General features: G+C 72.5%; 18 protein-coding genes and 2 pseudogenes. 11 read left to right on the top strand and 9 right to left on the bottom strand.

Going from position 1 to position 18462, the window contains the following annotated elements; genetic code table 11:
- Window positions 1-18 precede the first annotated feature (18 nt).
- Window positions 19-933 carry an SDR family oxidoreductase gene (locus ACWCPI_RS07760; protein WP_451037243.1) on the top strand — a complete coding sequence of 305 codons (915 nt, stop codon included), beginning with the start codon at window positions 19-21 and terminating at the stop codon, window positions 931-933.
- Here ACWCPI_RS07760 and ACWCPI_RS07755 read toward each other — a convergent pair.
- Window positions 924-1472 (bottom strand): hypothetical protein, encoded by a 549-nt coding sequence (locus ACWCPI_RS07755; RefSeq protein ID WP_451037242.1) that lies wholly within the window; start codon window positions 1470-1472, stop codon window positions 924-926. The two genes, ACWCPI_RS07760 and ACWCPI_RS07755, sit on opposite strands and share 10 nt — an antisense overlap.
- Window positions 1473-1520: 48 nt before the next feature.
- Between ACWCPI_RS07755 and ACWCPI_RS07750 the strand changes: the two genes are divergently transcribed.
- Both ACWCPI_RS07750 and ACWCPI_RS07745 read left to right on the top strand, forming a co-directional pair.
- Complete coding sequence (locus ACWCPI_RS07750) at window positions 1521-2318, top strand: SDR family NAD(P)-dependent oxidoreductase (RefSeq protein WP_451037241.1); 798 nt, start codon at window positions 1521-1523, stop codon at window positions 2316-2318.
- 151 nt (window positions 2319-2469) lie between these two features.
- Window positions 2470-3171, top strand: a complete 702-nt coding sequence (locus ACWCPI_RS07745; RefSeq protein WP_451037240.1) for a L,D-transpeptidase family protein — start codon at window positions 2470-2472, stop codon at window positions 3169-3171.
- A gap of 41 nt (window positions 3172-3212) precedes the next feature.
- Here ACWCPI_RS07745 and ACWCPI_RS07740 read toward each other — a convergent pair.
- Window positions 3213-3602: pseudogene (locus ACWCPI_RS07740) on the bottom strand (gfo/Idh/MocA family oxidoreductase); the annotation flags it as partial.
- Between ACWCPI_RS07740 and ACWCPI_RS07735 the strand changes: the two are divergent.
- The 4 genes and pseudogenes from ACWCPI_RS07735 to ACWCPI_RS07720 all read left to right on the top strand — a co-directional run.
- Window positions 3592-3946, top strand: a pseudogene (locus tag ACWCPI_RS07735) (MarR family transcriptional regulator); the annotation flags it as partial. The pseudogenes ACWCPI_RS07740 and ACWCPI_RS07735 overlap by 11 nt on opposite strands.
- Window positions 3947-4046: 100 nt before the next feature.
- Window positions 4047-4232 (top strand): hypothetical protein, encoded by a 186-nt coding sequence (locus ACWCPI_RS07730; RefSeq protein ID WP_451037239.1) that lies wholly within the window; start codon window positions 4047-4049, stop codon window positions 4230-4232.
- 82 nt (window positions 4233-4314) lie between these two features.
- Entirely contained in the window at window positions 4315-4521 is a 207-nt protein-coding gene (locus ACWCPI_RS07725) for a hypothetical protein (protein WP_451037238.1), read from the top strand.
- A 4-nt stretch (window positions 4522-4525) separates the two neighbouring features.
- On the top strand, window positions 4526-4759 hold the full coding sequence (locus ACWCPI_RS07720; RefSeq protein WP_451037237.1) for a hypothetical protein: 234 nt from the start codon (window positions 4526-4528) through the stop codon (window positions 4757-4759).
- Here ACWCPI_RS07720 and ACWCPI_RS07715 read toward each other — a convergent pair.
- On the bottom strand, window positions 4738-6102 hold the full coding sequence (locus tag ACWCPI_RS07715) for a S1 family peptidase (protein WP_451037236.1): 1365 nt from the start codon (window positions 6100-6102) through the stop codon (window positions 4738-4740). The two genes, ACWCPI_RS07720 and ACWCPI_RS07715, sit on opposite strands and share 22 nt — an antisense overlap.
- Before the next feature lie 384 nt (window positions 6103-6486).
- On the opposite strand from ACWCPI_RS07715, the gene ACWCPI_RS07710 reads away from it, so the two are divergent.
- Window positions 6487-7665: a MalY/PatB family protein gene (locus ACWCPI_RS07710; protein WP_451037235.1), complete on the top strand. Its 1179-nt coding sequence runs from the start codon at window positions 6487-6489 to the stop codon at window positions 7663-7665.
- Between the two features lie 90 nt (window positions 7666-7755).
- The gene (locus tag ACWCPI_RS07705; protein ID WP_451037234.1) at window positions 7756-8148 is read left to right on the top strand and encodes a PPOX class F420-dependent oxidoreductase; all 393 of its coding nucleotides are present in this window, start codon (window positions 7756-7758) and stop codon (window positions 8146-8148) included.
- Window positions 8149-8293: 145 nt separating this feature from the next.
- Here the strand turns inward: ACWCPI_RS07705 and ACWCPI_RS07700 are convergent, their stop codons facing one another.
- From ACWCPI_RS07700 to ACWCPI_RS07690, 3 genes are all read right to left on the bottom strand, one after another.
- Complete coding sequence (locus ACWCPI_RS07700) at window positions 8294-11113, bottom strand: hypothetical protein (RefSeq protein ID WP_451037233.1); 2820 nt, start codon at window positions 11111-11113, stop codon at window positions 8294-8296.
- A gap of 488 nt (window positions 11114-11601) precedes the next feature.
- Entirely contained in the window at window positions 11602-12015 is a 414-nt protein-coding gene (locus ACWCPI_RS07695) for a Zn-ribbon domain-containing OB-fold protein (protein ID WP_451037573.1), read from the bottom strand.
- Between the two features lie 188 nt (window positions 12016-12203).
- Window positions 12204-12944 (bottom strand): TetR family transcriptional regulator, encoded by a 741-nt coding sequence (locus ACWCPI_RS07690; protein ID WP_451037232.1) that lies wholly within the window; start codon window positions 12942-12944, stop codon window positions 12204-12206.
- Between the two features lie 157 nt (window positions 12945-13101).
- Between ACWCPI_RS07690 and ACWCPI_RS07685 the strand changes: the two genes are divergently transcribed.
- Together ACWCPI_RS07685 and ACWCPI_RS07680 are read left to right on the top strand one after the other, a co-directional pair.
- Entirely contained in the window at window positions 13102-13935 is an 834-nt protein-coding gene (locus ACWCPI_RS07685; protein ID WP_451037231.1) for a hypothetical protein, read from the top strand.
- Between the two features lie 146 nt (window positions 13936-14081).
- Window positions 14082-14891, top strand: a complete 810-nt coding sequence (locus ACWCPI_RS07680; protein ID WP_451037230.1) for a cellulose binding domain-containing protein — start codon at window positions 14082-14084, stop codon at window positions 14889-14891.
- A 124-nt stretch (window positions 14892-15015) separates the two neighbouring features.
- On the opposite strand, the gene ACWCPI_RS07675 is transcribed toward ACWCPI_RS07680, so the two are convergent.
- The 3 genes from ACWCPI_RS07675 to ACWCPI_RS07665 form a co-directional block, all read right to left on the bottom strand.
- Window positions 15016-15384, bottom strand: a complete 369-nt coding sequence (locus ACWCPI_RS07675) for a hypothetical protein (protein ID WP_451037229.1) — start codon at window positions 15382-15384, stop codon at window positions 15016-15018.
- Window positions 15385-15778: 394 nt separating this feature from the next.
- Window positions 15779-16702, bottom strand: a complete 924-nt coding sequence (locus tag ACWCPI_RS07670) for a MurR/RpiR family transcriptional regulator (RefSeq protein WP_451037228.1) — start codon at window positions 16700-16702, stop codon at window positions 15779-15781.
- Between the two features lie 81 nt (window positions 16703-16783).
- A complete protein-coding gene (locus ACWCPI_RS07665; protein ID WP_451037572.1) occupies window positions 16784-18334 on the bottom strand; it encodes an ArnT family glycosyltransferase in 1551 nt (516 codons plus the stop codon).
- Between the last annotated feature and the right edge of the window lie 128 nt (window positions 18335-18462).

Here is an 18462-nt window from a genome sequence, read left to right as displayed (position 1 = left end):
GGGTACGGGAGGCCGGACATGGCACAACCGCTGAAGGACAGGGTCGCACTCGTCGCCGGTGCGACACGGGGAGCCGGACGCGGCATCGCCGTCGAGCTCGGGGCGGCCGGCGCCATCGTCTACGTGACGGGACGCAGCACGCGCGGACGGCGTTCGGAGTACGACCGCCCCGAGACGATCGAGGAGACCGCCGAACTGGTCACCGAGGCCGGCGGCCACGGCGTCGCCGTACCCACCGACCACCTCGACCCCGCACAGGTACGCACGCTGGTCGACCGTATCGAGGACGAACAGGACCGCCTCGACGTCCTCGTCAACGACATCTGGGGCGGCGAGAAGCTGTTCGCCTGGGACAGCCCGGTGTGGGAGCACGACCTCGACAAGGGGCTCCGGCTGCTCCGGCTCGCCGTCGAGACCCACGCGATCACCAACCACCACGCCCTGCCCCTGCTCCTGCGCCGGCCTGGCGCACTGGTGGTCGAGATGACCGACGGCACCGCGGACTACAACCGCGACCACTACCGCAACTCCTTCTTCTACGACCTCGCCAAGGCATCCGTCCTGCGCATGGCCTTCTCCCTCGGGCACGAACTCGGACCCCGCGGCGCGACGGCCGTCGCCCTGACACCGGGCTGGCTGCGCTCGGAGATGATGCTGGAGGCGTTCGGGGTACGGGAGGACAACTGGCGCGACGCCCTCGACCGCGTCCCGCACTTCGCCATCTCCGAGACCCCGCGCTACGTGGGCCGCGCCGTCGCCGCCCTCGCCGCCGACCCCGACGTGGCGCGCTGGAACGGCGCATCCCTCTCCGCCGGGCAGCTCGCCCGGGTCTACGGCTTCACGGACCTGGACGGCAGCCGCCCCGACGCCTGGCGGTATGTCGTGGAGGTGCAGGACGCGGGGAAGCCGGCGGACACGGCGGGCTACCGCTGACGCGGCACCGGGTCGGCCGCCGGGAGGGGCCAGCGCGCCAAGTGGCCGGGCGGCAGGCCGAGATCCTCCCGCACGGCCGTGTAGTACCCCTCCCGTCCGGCGCGCTGCCGCTTAAGGAGCGCCTGCCACACCTCCGGATCCCGCCTCTGCTCCCGCACGAACCGCTCCATGTCCATCGCCGACACGACCCAGGCCCGTGCCCTGTCCACCACCGCGGGGCTGCCCAGCATGAGCAGCGCCTCGCCCGAGGGGTCCCGGCGGGAAATCGCCTCGGCCAGCAGCGGCTTGGCCTCTTCCAGGGTGAGGGGATCCGGGTGCGGGTCGTTGCCCAGTGCGGCGGCGACCCGGTACGTCACCGTGACCGTCTTCTTCACCGACTGCGCGTAGTCGGCGTAGACCGCGAGCCGCCGCTCCTCCCAGCGCGCGGCCTGCTCACGCCGAAACCTCATCCGGTCGCCCCGCACGACCACCACGTACGAACCGAGCGCGCCGATCACGACGCCCATGAGCGCGGGGAGTTGCTGAAGGAACACCGACATGGAGGAACGTTATCCACCCGGTGATCGTCGTGGCAGTACGGTCGGTGCATGACGGACACGACGCGCTTCGCAGGTCACGGAGTCATGATCACCGGCGCGGCCCGCGGTATCGGCGCCGCCACCGCGCGCCGGTTCGCCGAGGAGGGGGCGACGGTCCTGGTGACCGACCGGGACGGGCCCGAGGCCGAGGAGACGGCGGCGCGCCTGCGGGCACGGGGGCACGCGGTGTGGGCACGGGTGTGCGACGTGTCCGACCGCGCGTCGGTCGAGGCCGCCGTCACGCATGCCGTCGACGCCTTCGGCTCCCTCGACGTCCTGGTCAACAGCGCCGCCTCCTGCACCCCGGACACCCCGCTGTTCGAGGACGGACCGGACGAGGCGTGGGCCCGCGACCTCGACATCACCCTGACCGGCACCTACCGCTGCTGCCGGGCCGCCCTCCCGCACCTGGCCGCCACCGGACGCGGTGCCGTCGTGAACATCGGCTCGGTCAACGGCCTCCAGGACTTCGGCAACCACGCCTACAGCGCCGCCAAGGCCGGCCTCGGCTCCCTCACCCGCACCCTCGCCGGCCATGCCGCGGCCCGCGGTGTCCGGGTCAACCTGGTGACTCCGGGGACGGTACGCACCTCGGCGTGGGAGGGACGGGACGAGGAACTCGACGAGATCCGCACCCTGTACCCGCTGGGCCGGGTCGGCGAACCCGAGGACGTCGCCGCGGCGGTCGCCTTCCTGGCATCCCGTGACGCGGCCTGGATCACCGGCACCGCCCTCACCGTCGACGGCGGCCTCACCGCGGTGAACACCGGCTTCCGGACGGCGGTCCGGCACCCCGACGACGACTGAGACGCACGGTCTCGCGGTTCGCCGCGCCACGAGCCCGTGCCCGGCGAACTTCACCGTTTGGTCACAGCCCGCTCCGGGCCACAACCGGGCCCCCCGTACAAGGGTCTACCTGGCTGAAGTCCACAGGCACACGCTAGGGAAGGGTCCGGGCATGGGGGACATACTTAGACGGCGAGCCGTCGCACTCGGCATCACCGCGGGGCTGGTCGCACCGCTCGGCCTCACACTCGCCGCCGCACCGGCACAAGCGGCTCCGAGCTGCACCACGCAAGCCGGTCCTTATCAGAAGAAGGTGGAGAAGTTCCTCGGCCGCCCGGTCGACGGCAGGCAGTCCGCCGCCGACTGCAAGGCCATCCAGGCCTTCCAGACCAAGCACGGCATCACCCCGAACGCCGGCTACGCGGGGCCCGTCACCTGGGGCGTGATGGACCTGATGAACAAGCAGAAGGCCGTCGGGAACAACCCCAACAGGGACGGCAAGTGCCCGGTCAACAAGGGCCGCATCGCCTGCGTGAACCTCACGCTCCAGCTGAGCTGGATCCAGGACGGGGAAAGGCTGGTCTACGGCCCGGTACCGGTGCGCACCGGTCGCAACGGCTACGAGACGCGCACCGGTCTGAAGAAGATCTACTGGCGCAACATCGACCACGTGTCGAGCATCTACGACGTGCCGATGCCCTACGCCCAGTTCTTCGACGGCGGTCAGGCGTTCCACCAGGTCGGCGTGAGCATGTGGAACCCGCCGGGCTCGCACGGCTGCGTCAACATGACCAAGACCGACGCGAAGAAGTACTGGTCGCTGCTGAAGAACGGCGACGACGTCTACGTGTACGGCCGCAAGCCGGGCACCTGACGAGGCACAGGCACCCGGCCCGCTCCGGGACGTCCCGGTCGTCAGAGCGCGGCGGCGTCCCCGAAGTCCGGGATCGCCAGCCTGACCCCGCCCTGCTGCGCGGACTCGTGCGCGACGATGCCCGGCAGGGTGTAGCGGGCCGCCACCCACGCGTTCACCGACGGCAGGGTGCGGGTGTTGACGGCGGTCACGAAGTCGTCGACGAGGAAGTGGTGGCTGCCCTCATGACCGTTGTGCAGGTGGTCGAACGCCCGGGGCAGCCGCGACCGGTCGTGCACGGGGGCCGAGCCCGAGGTGAAGGCGGCCCGCAGATCCGGTGCGATGTGCTGCAGTGACGGGTCGTCAGGGGACATCGTGGGCTTGGGCTCCAGCAGCTCGCTGATGTCCCGCACCCCGTTCCTGTCCTGCCACAGGGCCGCGGGCGGCAGGCGAGTGCCGTACGCGGAGGAGGACCGCGGCTTCGGCCATCACTGGATCGTCGACCCCAGCGGTCCGCTCACTCCCGAGGGGGAGCGGGGCAGTGCCGTCTCCCTGCTGGCCATCCCCGGCATCCGCTACCAGATCCAGGCCGCCGCAGAAGATCCTTCTCGCCGGGGAGGGGGTCGGCCTCATGGACGTCGCCGGCGAGACCGTGACGAAGACCATCCGCTCGCTCCGGCACCCGCTCGCGGCGCCGGTCGACCTGGAGACCAAGGTGTCCGACTTTCACGACTGGGCGCGTGGCGCCGCCGTTCTGGCCATCCAGGTGCTGGTGCTGGGCGCGGCGGACGCGTGAACTCGGCGGCCGGTGCGGCCACATGGACGTGATCAGCACCACTGTCCGGTATGTCGGTATTGCTCTTACTTGCTCACGCGGCCTTCACCTCGGGGGTCGTATGCTTCACAACATGTCCACCACTGTTGAAATCGCCTCCGATCGATCGGCTGACGAGGTCAACGAGGAGATCCGGGCGCTGTGGCGCCGGTCGGGCGGGACACTGAGCGTCGAGCAGCGCGAGGAGTACCAGCGTCTCGTCCTGGAGTGGGCCGCCGCGGTCCCGCAGCAGGTGAAGGCAGCCTGACCACCCGCCTCGGCGACCCCGTCCCCCTCCTCGGCGCGCCTCGTCAGGCATCGCAAGACCCTCCAAGGGCACCCCTGATCCGATGGGTGCCCTTCTCGCACTGACCTCCGCCGGCCGCCACGGCATCGTCGACTTCGCCGACGTCACGCTCTCCGCGAGAGCCCTGTCCGTGTCGTGCGGCGTGATCCTCCTCGGCGACCGGGCCGGCGCCCGGGCCAGGGCCAGGCGTCCCGATCACCGTGCCGTCGCTCCGGCTGGTCGCGGACGCGGGGCGTGGCCCCCGCCGTGATCACGTGGAGCGTCGGCTTCGCACATGCCCCGCCACAGCCGTCACCGACGGCCTCCTCGCCCTCGCTGTGATCCCCGCCTCCCTCCGCCCGGCCCTCCTCGTCGTACCGGGGTTCGTCCTCCTCCACACCCCCCTGACCGGGCGGCGCGCCGCGGGACTCGGCGGCGCCGCGGTGGCCACCGGCCTGCCGACCCTCGGGCGGTGGGCCGGCATCGGTCACCCCCAGGTCGCCGAGTAATGGCGTTGGTAGGCCTTGCGGTCCTGCTCCGCGCGGATGAACCGCGTCGCCACCAGCGCGACGAGGCTGCCCGCCACGACGAGCAGGCCGGGACCGACGTTCTTCGGGTCCGCGAGCCGGGACAGCAGCGTCGAGGCGTCCACGCCCGTCACCGGGGCCGACGAGCCGGGCGAGGCGTCACCCGGCTCGATCGCGCTCTGCGTTCCCGAGGGAGCCGGCGCGGCGCCTTGCTGCCCCCCGCCGTTCTGCGCCGCCACGATCAGCTTCAGATCGAGCGCTGCCAGCGCCTTCGTCACCGGCTGGAAGAACGTCGTACCGCCGGCGGTGCAGTCCCCGCTGCCGCCCGACGTCACCCCCAGCGCTACCCCCTCCGAGAACATCGGCCCCCCGCTGTCCCCGGGTTCGGCGCACACGTTCGTCTCGATGAGCCCCGTCACCGTCCCCTCGGGATAGTTGACCGTCGCGTTGAGCGCCGTCACCTCGCCGTCACGCAGCCCGGTCGTGCTGCCGCTGCGGAACACCCGCTGTCCGACGGCGGGATCGGCGGCGCCGGTGATCCGCACGCCCTTGCCGTCCCCGATCGACACGACGTCCGCCCCGGCACCGGCGTCCCCGCTCGCGTACTGGACCAGCGAGAAGTCACCGCCGGGAAAGTTCTGCTCGATGGTCTGGCCCAGCTGCCGGCGGCCCTGGTTGTCGGCGAACCACACGGAACCGTCCGGGCCGCAGTGCCCGGCCGTGAGGATGAAGTCCCGCTTCCCGTCGGTGACGTTGAAACCGGCCGAACAGCGCCCGGCCGTCGACAGCATCGGCAACGCGCCGTTGAGCCGCGTGGTGAACGTACCCTCGGTGCGCTCCATGCGCACGAAGCCGCCGAGGCCCTCGGCGAGCTTCGTCATCCGGGACCAGTCCCCTGCCGAGACGGTGCTGTCACCGCGTACGACCACCTCGTTGGACCGGTAGTCCATGACCCACGCCGTGCCGGTCACCCGCGGCGCCGAACGCAGCGCCGACGTCGCCGACTTCAGCTCGTCCATGCTGTGGTCGACCATCTTCGCCTCGGCGCCGGCCTTGCGGACCTCGTCGGCCGCCTTCTCGTCGGTGACCGCGACGACCGGCTTGCCGTCGGCACCGAGCCAGCTGCCCGCCGTACGGGACGTGCCCAGACGGGAGACGAGAGCGCTGCCGGGGTCGGCGGCCGAGGTGGCGTAGGTGCGCGGGACGGCGGCGTCGGGAGGCTCGCTCGCCACGGCCCGTGTGACCATCGTTCCCCCGAGAAGGAGTCCGCCGACGGCCGCCAGCCGTGTCACTCGCCGGACGAGACGTCGTCGTGCGTGCCTCATGCATGGCTCCCGAACCAGTACAGCGCGGCGTCAACGCCGCGGGGCCCTCCCGTGGTTGAGCACCCTCTCTCCATACGTGGCCCGGCGCGCCCGCGTTCACCGCACGGCTGATCGTTCTTGCGCGGTCCGCCGCCCGAGCCGGCCCCGCCGCGGGATCCCGGTCGTTGGCCGGCGGGCGAGCCCGGAGGGGAAACCGCCGACCGCACGCGGGGACCGAGGCGCCTGCCGACCCCTCCCCGGGCCCCCGTATCTGACCTGCTGCCGGTCCCACGGGCAGCAGCCCGCACGCCGGCGGGGCGAAGGCATCGGAGGTGGAGCCCGCGGCCGTCACCGTCCCCGTCCTCGCCGTTCCCGGCCGCCGCACGGCCCCCTATCTTGTGCCCCATGACCAGGATCCCGCACGCCACGTCCGGTGAACCGAACCCCCTTCGCGCCGTCACCCTCGACCACCTGCGACGCCGAACGAGCGTGAAGTGGCGCGCCTACCCCGACGACGTGCTGCCGCTGTGGGTGGCCGAGATGGACGTACCGCTCGCCGAACCCGTCGTGCGCGCCCTGACCGACGCCCTGGCGCTCGGCGACACCGGCTACCCGACGGGCACCGGCTACGCCGAGGCGCTCGCCGGTTTCGCGGACAAGCGATGGGGCTGGGCCGGGCTCGCCGTGGAGCGGGCGGCCCTCGTGCCCGACGTGATGCTCGGTGTGGTCGAAATGCTCAAGCTGGTCACCGAGCCGGGCGATCCCGTCGTGGTGAACTCGCCCGTGTACCCGCCGTTCTACCAGTTCGTCGCGCACATGGACCGGCAGGTCGTCGAAGCCCCGCTGGGCACGGACCTGCGCATCGACCTCGACACCCTCGACGCGACGTTCCGGAGCGCGACGTCGGGCGGCCGGCGCGCGGCCTTCCTGCTGTGCAGCCCCCACAACCCGACCGGCACCGCACACACCCTCGACGAACTGGCCGCCGTGGCCGCCCTGGCCGACCACCACGGCGTACGCGTCGTCGCCGACGAGATCCACGCACCGCTCACCGCCTCGGGCGTCGACTTCGTGCCGTATCTGAGCGTCCCGGGCGGCGAGAGCGGACTGTCTGTCATGTCGGCGTCGAAGGCGTGGAACCTGGCCGGCCTCAAGGCGGCCCTGGCCGTCGCCGGCCCCGCGGCCGCCGCCGACCTGGCCCGGCTGCCCGGCGTGGTCAGCCACGGACCGAGCCACCTCGGCGTCATCGCCCACACCGCCGCCCTGCGCGACGGCATCGGCTGGCTCGACGCCCTGCTCGCGGGCCTCGACGACAACCGTCGCCTGCTTTCGGACCTCCTGGCCGAGCACATCCCGGCGATCACCCACCGTCCGGGCGAGGCCACCTACCTGGCCTGGCTGGACTGCCGCGGCCTCGGCCTCGGCGACGACCCCGCGGAGGTCTTCCTGCGCCGTGGGAGGGTCGCGCTGAACTCCGGCATCCCGTTCGGCACCGGCGGCGCCGGGCACGTACGGCTGAACCTGGCCACGTCGCCGGAGTCGATCGAGGAAGGGGTACGGCGGATGGCGGCGGCCCTCGCCTGACCGCTCACCCCGGCCGGCGGCCCGTACCCGGCCGGACGGGGAGGTGGGGGCAGGGATCGGCGCCCCCACCTGCCTGCCTACACTTCGGCCATGGACGACACGTCGCTCGACCTGCTCGGCGCGGGCAAGTACCTGCTCATCACCACCTACCGCAAGAACGGCACGGGTGTGCCCACTCCGGTCTGGGTGGTGCGCGACGGAAACGCGCTGGGCGTGTGGACGGTCGCCGACTCGTGGAAGGTCAAGCGCATCCGGGCCCGTCCGGACGTCCTCGTCGGTCCCTGTGACCTGCGGGGCAAGCCGACCGGCGAGCAGGTCCCCGCCACCGCCGAGATCTGCGACGAGGCCACCGGCGCCCGCTACCGCGCGCTCATCGCCCGCAAGTACGGGATCACCGGCCGGCTCACACTCCTCGGCAGCAGGCTGCGCCGCGGCGTGAACGGCACGGTCGGCATCCGTGTGACGCTGTCGCCCAGGGACTGAGGCGCGGGCGGTGGCACCGCACCGAACGGCTGGGCCGCGCACGGCGACGACTCACCGTGCGCGGCCCGACGAACTCACCGGGGGAGCGGACGGCGACCGTCGCCCGCGGTGACCGCGTCACCCCCGCGCCGCCCCGGTGAGCGCGTCACGACGCGTCGAGCACCGTGCCCTTCATCTCCGGTGCGCCGGGCTGCGGCTCACCGAACTCGTCCTCCAGCCGGAACCGCACCGACTCGGCCGGTTCGGCGACCCGGTCCGCGACCGTCGGCAGCCGTACCTCCGTGCTGGTCCGGCCGGGCTCGACGGCCGCCCACAGATACAGACCGTCCAGCTCGGACAACGGCCGTTCCGGATCCGGGGACACACCCGCGTTCTCCTCCAGCCAGGCGGGATCGACGTCCTTCGTCGACAGTTCCCGGCCCCCGGTGACGGGAAGCACGGCGAGCTGCCCGCCGACCTCCGCGTCGGCCACCGCGGACAGCGAGACGCGCCACTTCAGCGCTTTCCCCTCGGTCACCCGGTCGGCGACGGGCGTCACGGAGATCGAGGGCTTCGGGTCGTCGTTCTCCACGGTCACCCCGCCCATGTGAGCGCCCACCACGGAGGCGCGCACCGCCTTCACGAACACGCCGTGCGCCACGTCGTACCCGTAGCGGCCGTTGCCCTCCACCTTCACCGGTACGTCGATGGCGTGCGTGCCGGGCCGGACCGTCACCAGCCGGTCGGTGACCTTGTTCGTGACCGGGTCGACGACGAACAGCCGTATCTGCCCACCGGCCTGCCCCGAGACCCGGACCGGCACCTGGTGGATGCGCGTCCCCGCATCCCCTTCCTTGACGGTCAGCCGGCCGACGTCGACCCGGGACAGCGGGGCCTCCCGCACGTCCGGTGTGCCCGGCCGCCAGGCCCAGGCGTCCATCAGCCAGGCCCGCCCGGATCCCGTGCGCGGCGTCAGCGTCAGGTACTTGACACGGCTCAGGTCGAGTGCGGCCGCGTCGTCCGCCCCGACCGGCACCCGCACCTCACGCGCCCAGTACGAGGCGGTGCGGTTCGTACCCGGCAGCCCGTCGACCTTGACCCGGCCGAGGGTGCGCTGCCGTCCCGTGGTGTCCGTGGCGGTGACGTCCAGCTGCGTCCCGGTGGTGTTCGGCGGCACGATGACGCGCAGCGCCAGCGCCTTCGCGCCCGACAGGGACTGCGGCCGGTCGGGTCGTACACGAACGGGGTGACCCGCCTCGGACCAGCGCAGCGCGACCGCGCGACGACCCGGCTCACGGTCGGTCTCCCAGCGCGCGAAGTGGGGTGAGGGCCCGTCCCTGACCTCCGAGAGGCACGCCTTGGCGGCCGAGGGATCCACGGCCGAGCACAGCCGGCCCCCGCGTACGGCCATCCTGCCGTCCGGCAGGAACCCGGCGCCGCGCCCCGCGCCCACCGCGTGGGTGAGGACCTGGGCGGGATCGGCCGAGGGCGCCCGGCGGCCCGTGCCGTCGAGCAGCGGGCGCACCCGGTCGTCCCCGGCGACGAACAGCCGGGCGGCCGCGGCGATGTAGGTGGCACCGGCCCGGTGCTGCTGGTCGGCGGTCAGCCGGGTGCGGGTGCCGGGGGAGCAGACCGGGTCGGGCTGCTCGTCGTCGTGCCAGAAGTCGTCGTCGGCGGGCGCTTCGGCCTGCCCCGGCGTCCACTCGCTGTTGAAGTAGTTGTGGTTGGCGCCCACCATGTACACCGCGCTGTGCAGCGCGGCCCCGCGGCTGACGCGGCGCGTGCCGTCGACGTACACCTGACCCTGGAGGTCGGAGACGTCGCCGTCACAGCCCGGCAGAATCGTCAGCGACGGCACATCGGCGACCGGGTTCTGACCGAAGATCGTCGGGCCGATGAGGACGTTGCCGCGGATGTGCCACCGCACCGGGCCGTGATATCCGTCCTGCTGCGCGGGCGGCGGGTAGAGACTGTCCATCGCGGCCCGGTTGACGCCCTCACCACCCCGGGAGTGCCCCACCAAGAGCACCTGCGACAGATCGGCCCTGGGCGCACGGCGTACGGCCGCCGGGGCAGAGCCCGGGTTCGCGGACCAGTCGGCCCAGCGGGCGAGGTGCTGCCGAACGAGCGAGGAACGGGCCTGGGCACCACCGTCCTCGGCCTGCCAGTCCTGCCCGTTGACACCGTTGGCGGAGATGGAGACGGTCACATAGCCCTGGGAGGCCAACAGGCGCTGGTCACGCAGGTAGCCGCGGTGGCTGGGAACCGGCTTGGCGCCGTCGGCGCAGGGCCAGTCGCCGCTGATCTCGCCCTGCGGGGTGTAGCAGGTGACGTGACGTCCGTGGAGGAACAGGGCGAGCGGACGACTGCCGTCGGCGTCCTCGGGCGCCACCACCACGGCCCGCATCTCGACCGGCGCGGGGAACCCTGGCAGCCGTACGGGGTCGAGGTCGTACTCGCCCGTCACCGTCCGGTACGTGCCCGGCTTGCCGGGATCGACCTCGTTGGCCGGCAGCCGCCGCGGCACGGTCACCGCCGAACGCGCGCCGGAGCGGGCGCCGGGCGCGTCCAACCGGCGTCCCGCTGCCCGTACTTGCAGGTCGCCCACCGAATCCAGCCGGACGCCGTCGAGGCGGAGCCGGAACGTGCGCCCGTCCTTCGCGGGCTCGGGCCGGCCGAGCAGCCGGTCGCCGGCGTAGAACTCGACGCGGGCGTCGCCCATGGGCACCCGGTCGTCGGACCGCCACTGCAGCGTGCGCGCGGCCCCGTCACCGGTGATGCTCCAGTCCGCCGGGAGACCGCCGTTCCCGTCGGCGGTCTTCCCCAACGACCGCCCGTCCGACGCCTGTTGCGCCTGAGCCCACTGCGGCGAGGCGCCCACGCCCACGAGTAACGCCACCGCGGTGACCCTCGCCCACACTCCGACTCTGCTCGCGCGGGGGGACCCCCGTCGCCGGGCACGGATCACGTGCCCCTCCTTCCGCATGCCCCGGGACGGCCCCGGGGCTCTCACTCCGGGAGGACGGGAGGAGGTACATGTGCGTTGCCTGTGAGGGGAGTCGACTGAGAAGTCCGCGCCTTCGACACCGTCCGCGCCCCGAACCGGACGACGAACAGGACGGCGTCCCCCTACGCCGGGGGCGCGGCGACAGACGTACCGCCCGGGAGACACAGACGTACCGCCCGGGAGACGAGGAGAGCCGCCGCCGACCCGGGCCGGCTCGGCCGGCGGCGTGCCGCACGGGAACACGGCCGCCGAGCAGGCGGGCGGGGTCCGGCTCACGCCGCGTCCGCTGTGGCGGCCTTCGAGGGATGCCGGTCGCGCACCCCACGGCCACCGAACGCGAGGGTGCGCCGGCGACGGCCGTCGCGGCTCGCCGCCGTTCCACGATTCGAGAGCGGACGGCCCTCAGCCGTACGGGAGTTGGTGCCCGGCGTCGGGGAGCGCTCGGGCGGCCTGGGGGCGGGCGCCGCTCAGGTCCAGGCCCGGTAGGGCTCGTCCATCAGCTGGAACACCGGCTCGCCCCGGACCGGATCCTTCGCCGTGGACAGCCGGACCCGGTCGCCGCTGTGGATGCCGATGGGCGGACCCATCACCCGGCCGCGTACGACGAACCCCTCGGCCATCTCGACGAGCGACACGTTGCGCGCGGCGGGGGTGTTGCGGTGGACGACCGTGGAATGCCGGACCGTCCCGACGCCCTCGCTGCGCTCCGTGCGCAGGTCACTGCCCTGGCACACCGGACACAGCAGCCGGTGGTACATGGCGGTGCCGCACCAGGTGCAGCGCTGGAAGAGCATGGCCTCCGTGTCCGGAGCCGCGGGGTCGAGGACCCCCGCCCCGAAGCCGGCGGACTGGCGAGCAACGGTTCCTGAGTGGTGGTACACGCTGGTCAACTCCCTGCACTCGGCCGGAATCCCACGTGCGCGGGTCATCCGTGCACGGACGTGCGCGGTTCACGTGCCACCGTGCACGCCCACAGAGTATGGCACTCAGTGCCACTCGTAAAGGCACTCCGTACCCCTAATCTGGCGGGTGACATCGGCGGAGCGCCCGTGCCGACGAGGCGGGCCGCTCAGTCCCGTCCGAGCGTGGTCTCGATCTCCTGGACGACCCGCCACAGCGGCGCGCCGCGCCGGGACACCACGACCACCACGTCGTCGGGCTGCCCGTCACCGGCCGGGCGCGGGGGAGGAGCGGCACCGAAGGCGGACTGCACGTACCCCAGGGCGTGGTCCACCGCGGCGCTCGCGTCGCCCTGCCCGTCCGAGCGCAGCCAGGAACGCAGCGCGTTGTTGTGCGCCGCGACCACGGCGGCGGCGATCACGTCGGCCTGGAGGGTCCCGTCGGGCCGGCCGGCGAAGCGCTCGCGCAGGTACTCGGCCAGGGCCCGCTCATAGCGCCACACCACCGACAGCTCGTAGGCGCGCAGCCCGGGCACCTGCTTGGTGAGCCGGTAGCGCTGCACGGAGAAGGTCGGGTTCTCCGCGTACATCCGCAGCACCAGCCGGGCCGCGTCGCACACCCGGCGCACCGGCTCGTGTTCCGCGCCGCTCGTGGCCAGGAAGGCCGTCATGTCGGCGAGGCACCGCTCGTGGTCGGGGAAGACCACGTCCTCCTTGGAGGGGAAGTAGCGGAAGAACGACCGCCGCCCCACACCCGCGAGCGCCACGATGTCGTCGACCGTCGTCTGCTCGTAGCCCCGCTCCAGGAACAACTGGAAGGCCGCCGCCACCAGGGCCTCCCGCATCGGGGGCTTCGCCGCCGCGGCATCCGTCTTCTCGCCGCGGCCGGGCGCCGCGCTGCTGGAGCTCATGGACGCGAACGTAGCACCAGAGCGCCGCACATGGCACTCAGTGCTGTGTCAGGAGGGAACTGAGTGCAGCGGGCCGCGAGATCGTGGTGACGTCGACGATTGTCCGGCGGATGCCGGTCCGCATACGATCGGCTGCCGTCCCCGCCGAGGAGCCCGCATGCCGCCCGTCCGACCTCGCCTGCTGTACGTCACCGACCTGGCCTACCAGGCGCGCGGGCGGCGCTACTGCGACGAGGACGTCTTCCTCACCTCCCGTCTGCGGGACGCATTCGACATCGCCCTGTGCCATCCCGGGGACGCTGCCGCGCTCATGGACGCCTTCGACGCGGTCGTCGTCCGCAACAGCGGGCCGGTCCTCGGGTACCAGGACGCCTACGACGACTTCCGGCGGCGGGCGGCCGCGGCCGGGGCGCGTGTGTACAACCCGCTCTCCGGCAAGGCGGACATGGCCGGCAAGCAGTACCTGCTCGACCTGACCGCCGCCGGGTACCCGGTCATCCCGACGGTGGACCGTGTCGAGGACCTGCACCTGCTGCCCGAGGCCGGCCGGTACGTCGTCAAACCGAGACTCGGCGCCGATTCGATCGGGCTGCGGATCGTGCCGGCCGAGGAGGTGCGGGAGCTGGTCACCGGGGACGTTCTCGTCCAGCCGCGCGTCGACTTCGCCTACGAGGTCTCCTTCTACTTCGTCGACCACGCCTTCCAGTACGCCCTGCACGCGCCGCACCCCGACCGCCGCTGGCAGCTGGAACCGTACGAACCCATCGACGGCGACCTGGAGTTCGCCCGGCGCTTCATCGAGTGGAACGGCATCGAGCACGGCATCCAGCGCGTCGACGCCTGCCGTGCGCCGGGCGGTGAGCTGCTTCTGGTCGAGCTGGAGGATCTCAACCCCTATCTCTCCCTGGACGCCCTGGACGACCCGCGAAGGGACGCCTTCGTCGCCGCGATGCGGACGTCCCTGCACGGTTTCCTCGCCGCGGGGGCCTGAGCGCCGCGACTCGACGGCGGGTCATGACCCCTCGCCGCACCGGTCGTGGGCGAAGGACGGCGCTGAACCGGTGGGACGGCGGCCCCGTATCACTCCGGGGGGGCGAAGCCCCGAGCCTCGTGAACACGGGACGGAAGGAGAGCGGTGTGCCCACACGGCCCGATCCCGCACAACCGGACGACGAACCGGCCCTGGAACCGATCCGCGTCCTGCGCCCGCGCCGCACCGACGCCCTGGCGGAGTTGTTCAGGGAACTGGAGCAGGAACGCGGCGACTACGAGTCCGTGCCCCTGCCGACCTCCGGAGCCGAGGACGCGACACAGGAACTGCCGCCCGTCGCCGAGCACACGACCGCGGGTGCGAGAAGGGCGCCGAGACCGCGCGGCGGCGCCTTCGGCCCGGATCCCGCCACCCGTCGACGATCGCACCACACCACCCTCGCCGTCGCCGTCGTCACGGCTGCCGCGGTCGTGGGCTTCGGCGGTGCTCTGCTGTTCGCGGAGCGCGGCGAGGATGTGTCGGCCGAGGCCCCCGGTCGGTCCGCGACGGGCTCCGGTTCCGCCGCACCCGCCCCGACGGCCTCGGGTCGGCCCGGCGACGGCGCGCCCGGTGGCGCCGCGCCCGGCGCCCCGCCCGCCTGCACCGCGTCCTACCGGACGGTCAACAGCTGGCAGGGCGGCTATCAGGGCGAGGTGACGGTGACCAACGCCCCCGCCGCTGCCGCCTCGGGCTGGACGGCGACGGTCGAACCGGTGGACGGCGCCCGCCTCACCCAGGTATGGGACGGCACCCTCAGCACCACACGGGAGGGCGCGGTCACCGTCGCCAACGCGTCGTGGAACGGTGCGCTGGAGCCCGGTGCTAGCGTCACGTTCGGCTTCATCGCCGACGCCTCCGCCGCGACCGGTGCCCCCTCGGCGAAGGTCAGCTGTGCGGCGACGGCCGACGGCTCCTGACGGCCCGGCAGCCCGCGGCCACCGACGCACGGCCCGCGGTCCCCGGCCCGCGGTCCCGAGCCCGCACTCCGAGGCCGGTGGCAGACGGCCCGGTGGACGCGGCGCGGGCGGTGGAGGAAAGGAGTCAGCGCCCGTGGGCGACGAGCGCGCGGGAGACGGCGCGCACACTGCGGGCGATGTGCTGCAGTTGCATCACCTCCGCCGCGTACATCTTGATGGTGTGCTCGATCACCGACTCGGGCATGCCGAGCGCGGGCAGGTCGGCGCGCGCGGTCTGCAGCGCGGTGCGGGCGACCCGGATCTCGTTCTGGACCTGTATCTGGGCGTGGCGGGCGAGCAGCACGGGGTGGCGGATGAGCGCCGGGTAGCTGGCGTAGCGGGCCGGCACCAGTTCGCGCAGCCACTTGGCCGCCGACCGCTCCCAGTCATAGGAACCGGGAGTCTTGACCTGGCAGGGCCAGTCCGGGGTGATGCGCGTGGTCGTCAGAGGCATGGTCCATCGCTTCCGGTGTGCGGCGTCGTTCGGGGTGTCCGACGGAGTCGGGGCGGCCCCGGCCTAGGGGATGACCGGGGCCGCCGCCACGGGCGCTCGCGCATGCGATGCCCGACCGAACAACGTCAGCGCCGACGCGGGTAGGAGACGGCGACTTCGTTGTCCGTTGAGGAGCCCGGAAGGCAGGCGGAGTTCGCACGACGGATGGGGTGACGTGCGCATGAGCGGACCGGCTGCTTTCTGCGGGCGGATGTTGCGTGTGCAGTATTTATATATGCCGTCCGCTTTGCAAGACGTATGAAAACATTCATGCGCGCTTTGAAGTGAATGATGCCCTTGCGGTGGGGTTTGGGGCGTGTGGATACGCGTCCTGATGTGGGGACGCCGTGAAGGATCAGTCCCGGAGGAAGAACTGGTGCTGGTCGGAGATGTGCTCGTACTCCTCCAGCCGCGCCTGCGTGCGCTCCGGGTCGGCGTCGGTCATGGCCTGCAGCAGCGCGGCCGCCATCACGCCGGGCGCGGCGTAGGAGTCGAAGACCAGCCTGGAGCCGGTGCCGGTGGCGAAGACGACGTCGGCCGTGTCGGCGACCGGGCCGAGCGCCAGGTCGGTGACCAGGGCCACCCGCAGCCCCGCGCTGCGTGCGACCCGTACCGCGGTGAGCGTCTCCTGGGCGTGCCGGGGCATGGAGAACGCCAGCACCCAGGTGCCGCCGGCCTCGCGTGACTGCAGCAACGCGTCGTAGGCGACGCTGCCGCCCCGGGTCACCAGCCGCACGTCCGGGTGGATGCGGCGCGCCGCGTAGGCGAAGTACTCGGCGAGGGAGGCGGAGATGCGCAGCCCGAGGATGGTCAGCGGGGTCGACCGGGAGAGCTTGCGGCCGATGTCGATCACCTGGTCGGGGTCGGCGAAGTCACGCCGCAGGTTCTCCAGGTTCTCGATCTCGGCGTCCACCGCGGACTGCAGTTCGTTGGCGCCGTTCTCCTCGGCCGGTGCCGGGCCTCCGGCGAGGGCGCCCAGGGCGATCGCCTGGAGCTTCTCCCGTAGCGCCGGGTAACCGCTGAAGCCGACCGCGCCCGCGAAACGTGTCACCGAAGGCTGGCTCACGCCGACCCGCTCCGCCAGGTCGGTGATCGACAGGAACGCCGCCTCGGTGATGTGCTCGATCAGGTACTGGGCGATGCGCCGCTGCCCCGGTGACAGCCTCGGCTGATCGAAAAGCGTCCTGAGCTGGGAAGTCGGGGATGCCTCGACCTCCGGGACCGTCTTGCCCGAAGTGATTGCGGATGCCTGTGCGCGTGCCTGCTGAGGCGATGGCACCGGTGCGCCTCCTTTGTCTCCCACAGTGCTTCAACATAGCTCACACACTGTGGCGACCAAGTGCGCGAAGAGGGTCGACGCTCAACGGTGATAGATCGTGATCGAGTGGCCGACCGCGTCGATCGGACGACTAGTGTCGATCAGTTCGGCCAGCCGCCCGGTCGCCTTGGCCGCCGCGGAGTCCGAGACGACCAGGAGCCCGCGCACCTCCCGAACGGGCACCTGGCGCGGGTCGGCGGCCCGGATTCCGTAGAACGACGGCACCCCGCTGCCCTTGTACACGAGCCAGATCCGCTCACCCGGGTACCGCTCGCGCAACCGGTCGGCGAGCCGGCCCAGGTCCTGACCCCAGTCCACGTTGGAGTCGTGCAGCCGCAGACGTGTCTTGTGGGGACCGCCGAATGCCTCGTTGGAGTACGGCAGGTAGTACGGGTACGTCCGCACCGAGCTGATCGCGACGAACAGCACCAGCGCCCCCACCGCGAGCGGTGCCCACCCCCGTCGCACCGTGAGCACACAGCCCGCCGCCACCGCCAGGAACAGCGGCACGAACAGGGCGTACCGCGTGCCGAAGTCCCGCGACCCGAGCATGGCCGCGGCCAGCAGGACGCCGCTGGGGAGCAGCAGGTACGGTGCCGCGGGCCGCAGCCGCCGTACGGTCACCAGGGTGACGGCACCCGCCGCCCACAGGGCCAGCATGCCGAGCGGCGTCTTCACCAGCAGCGCGGCCGGCAGGTAGTACCACAGCGACCCGGTGTAGAGGCGGCCGAAGAGAAAACCCTGCCACGGGTGATTCTCGAAGCCGAACTGGATCCTCATCCCGTCCCGGTACGCCTCCGGGAACGGCAGCAGCTCCACGGCGAGCCCCCGCAGCCCGTGCACGACGGGCACATGCTGTTCCGGCGTCCAGCGCAGCCGCGGATCGACCACCAGGTACGACGCCCATACGACGGCGAGCGCGGTCAGCGCCACGACGCCGGCGCCCACGACCGCCCGGCCGAGCGCCCTGCGGCGGGACTCGGCGGACGGCCTCGCGCACCACACGGACACGGTCGCGAGCACCAGGAGTACGGGGACCACCGCTAGCGTGCTCATCTTCGTCGCCAGGGCCGCACCGAGCGCCACCCCGGCGAGCGGCACGCACCACCGTGGCCGCCTGCGGGCCCGCCACAGCAGCCAGGCCGAGGTCAGCGCGAACCCGGCCGCCGGCATGTCCAGCGTGGCCAACGAGCCGTGCGCGAGGACGTCGGGGGAGAAGGCGTACAGACCGAGCGCCGCCAACCCGCCGGCACGACCGGCGAGTTCACGGGCGAAGGCGAAGACGACCAGTCCGAACAGGAGCGTCAGGACGATCACCGGGAGGCGGGCGAAGAGCATCAGCCGCCAGGGATCGTTCCCGGACTCGTAGAGCAGATGCCGCCCCAGCCCGCCCTGGTCACCGCGGAAGGAGGGATCGACATGAGGGCCGGCCGCGGCGACCCCGACGGCGATGACCAGCTTTCCCAGCGGGGGGTGCTCGGGGTTGTGGCGCAGGCGGTGCTCGTGCAGGTACTCGGCCGCCGTGCCCACGTACACGGGCTCGTCGATCGTCGGCGTCTGCTGCACCGCCGTGGTCACCATGGCGACGGCCATCTGGCAGAGCAGCAGCACCACCAGGAGCGGGACGAGCACGGCCGCGGAGCGGCGGGCACGTCCTGGGGGGTGTTTCGGGGCGCGGGCACCGGCGGCACCCGTCCGCGGCGCCGGGGCGGGGACCGGCT

The sequence above is a fragment of the Streptomyces sp. NPDC001920 genome (genome assembly GCF_053594495.1).
The sequence above is the reverse complement of the archived record's forward strand: the minus strand, read 5'-3'. Positions and strand labels throughout refer to the sequence as shown.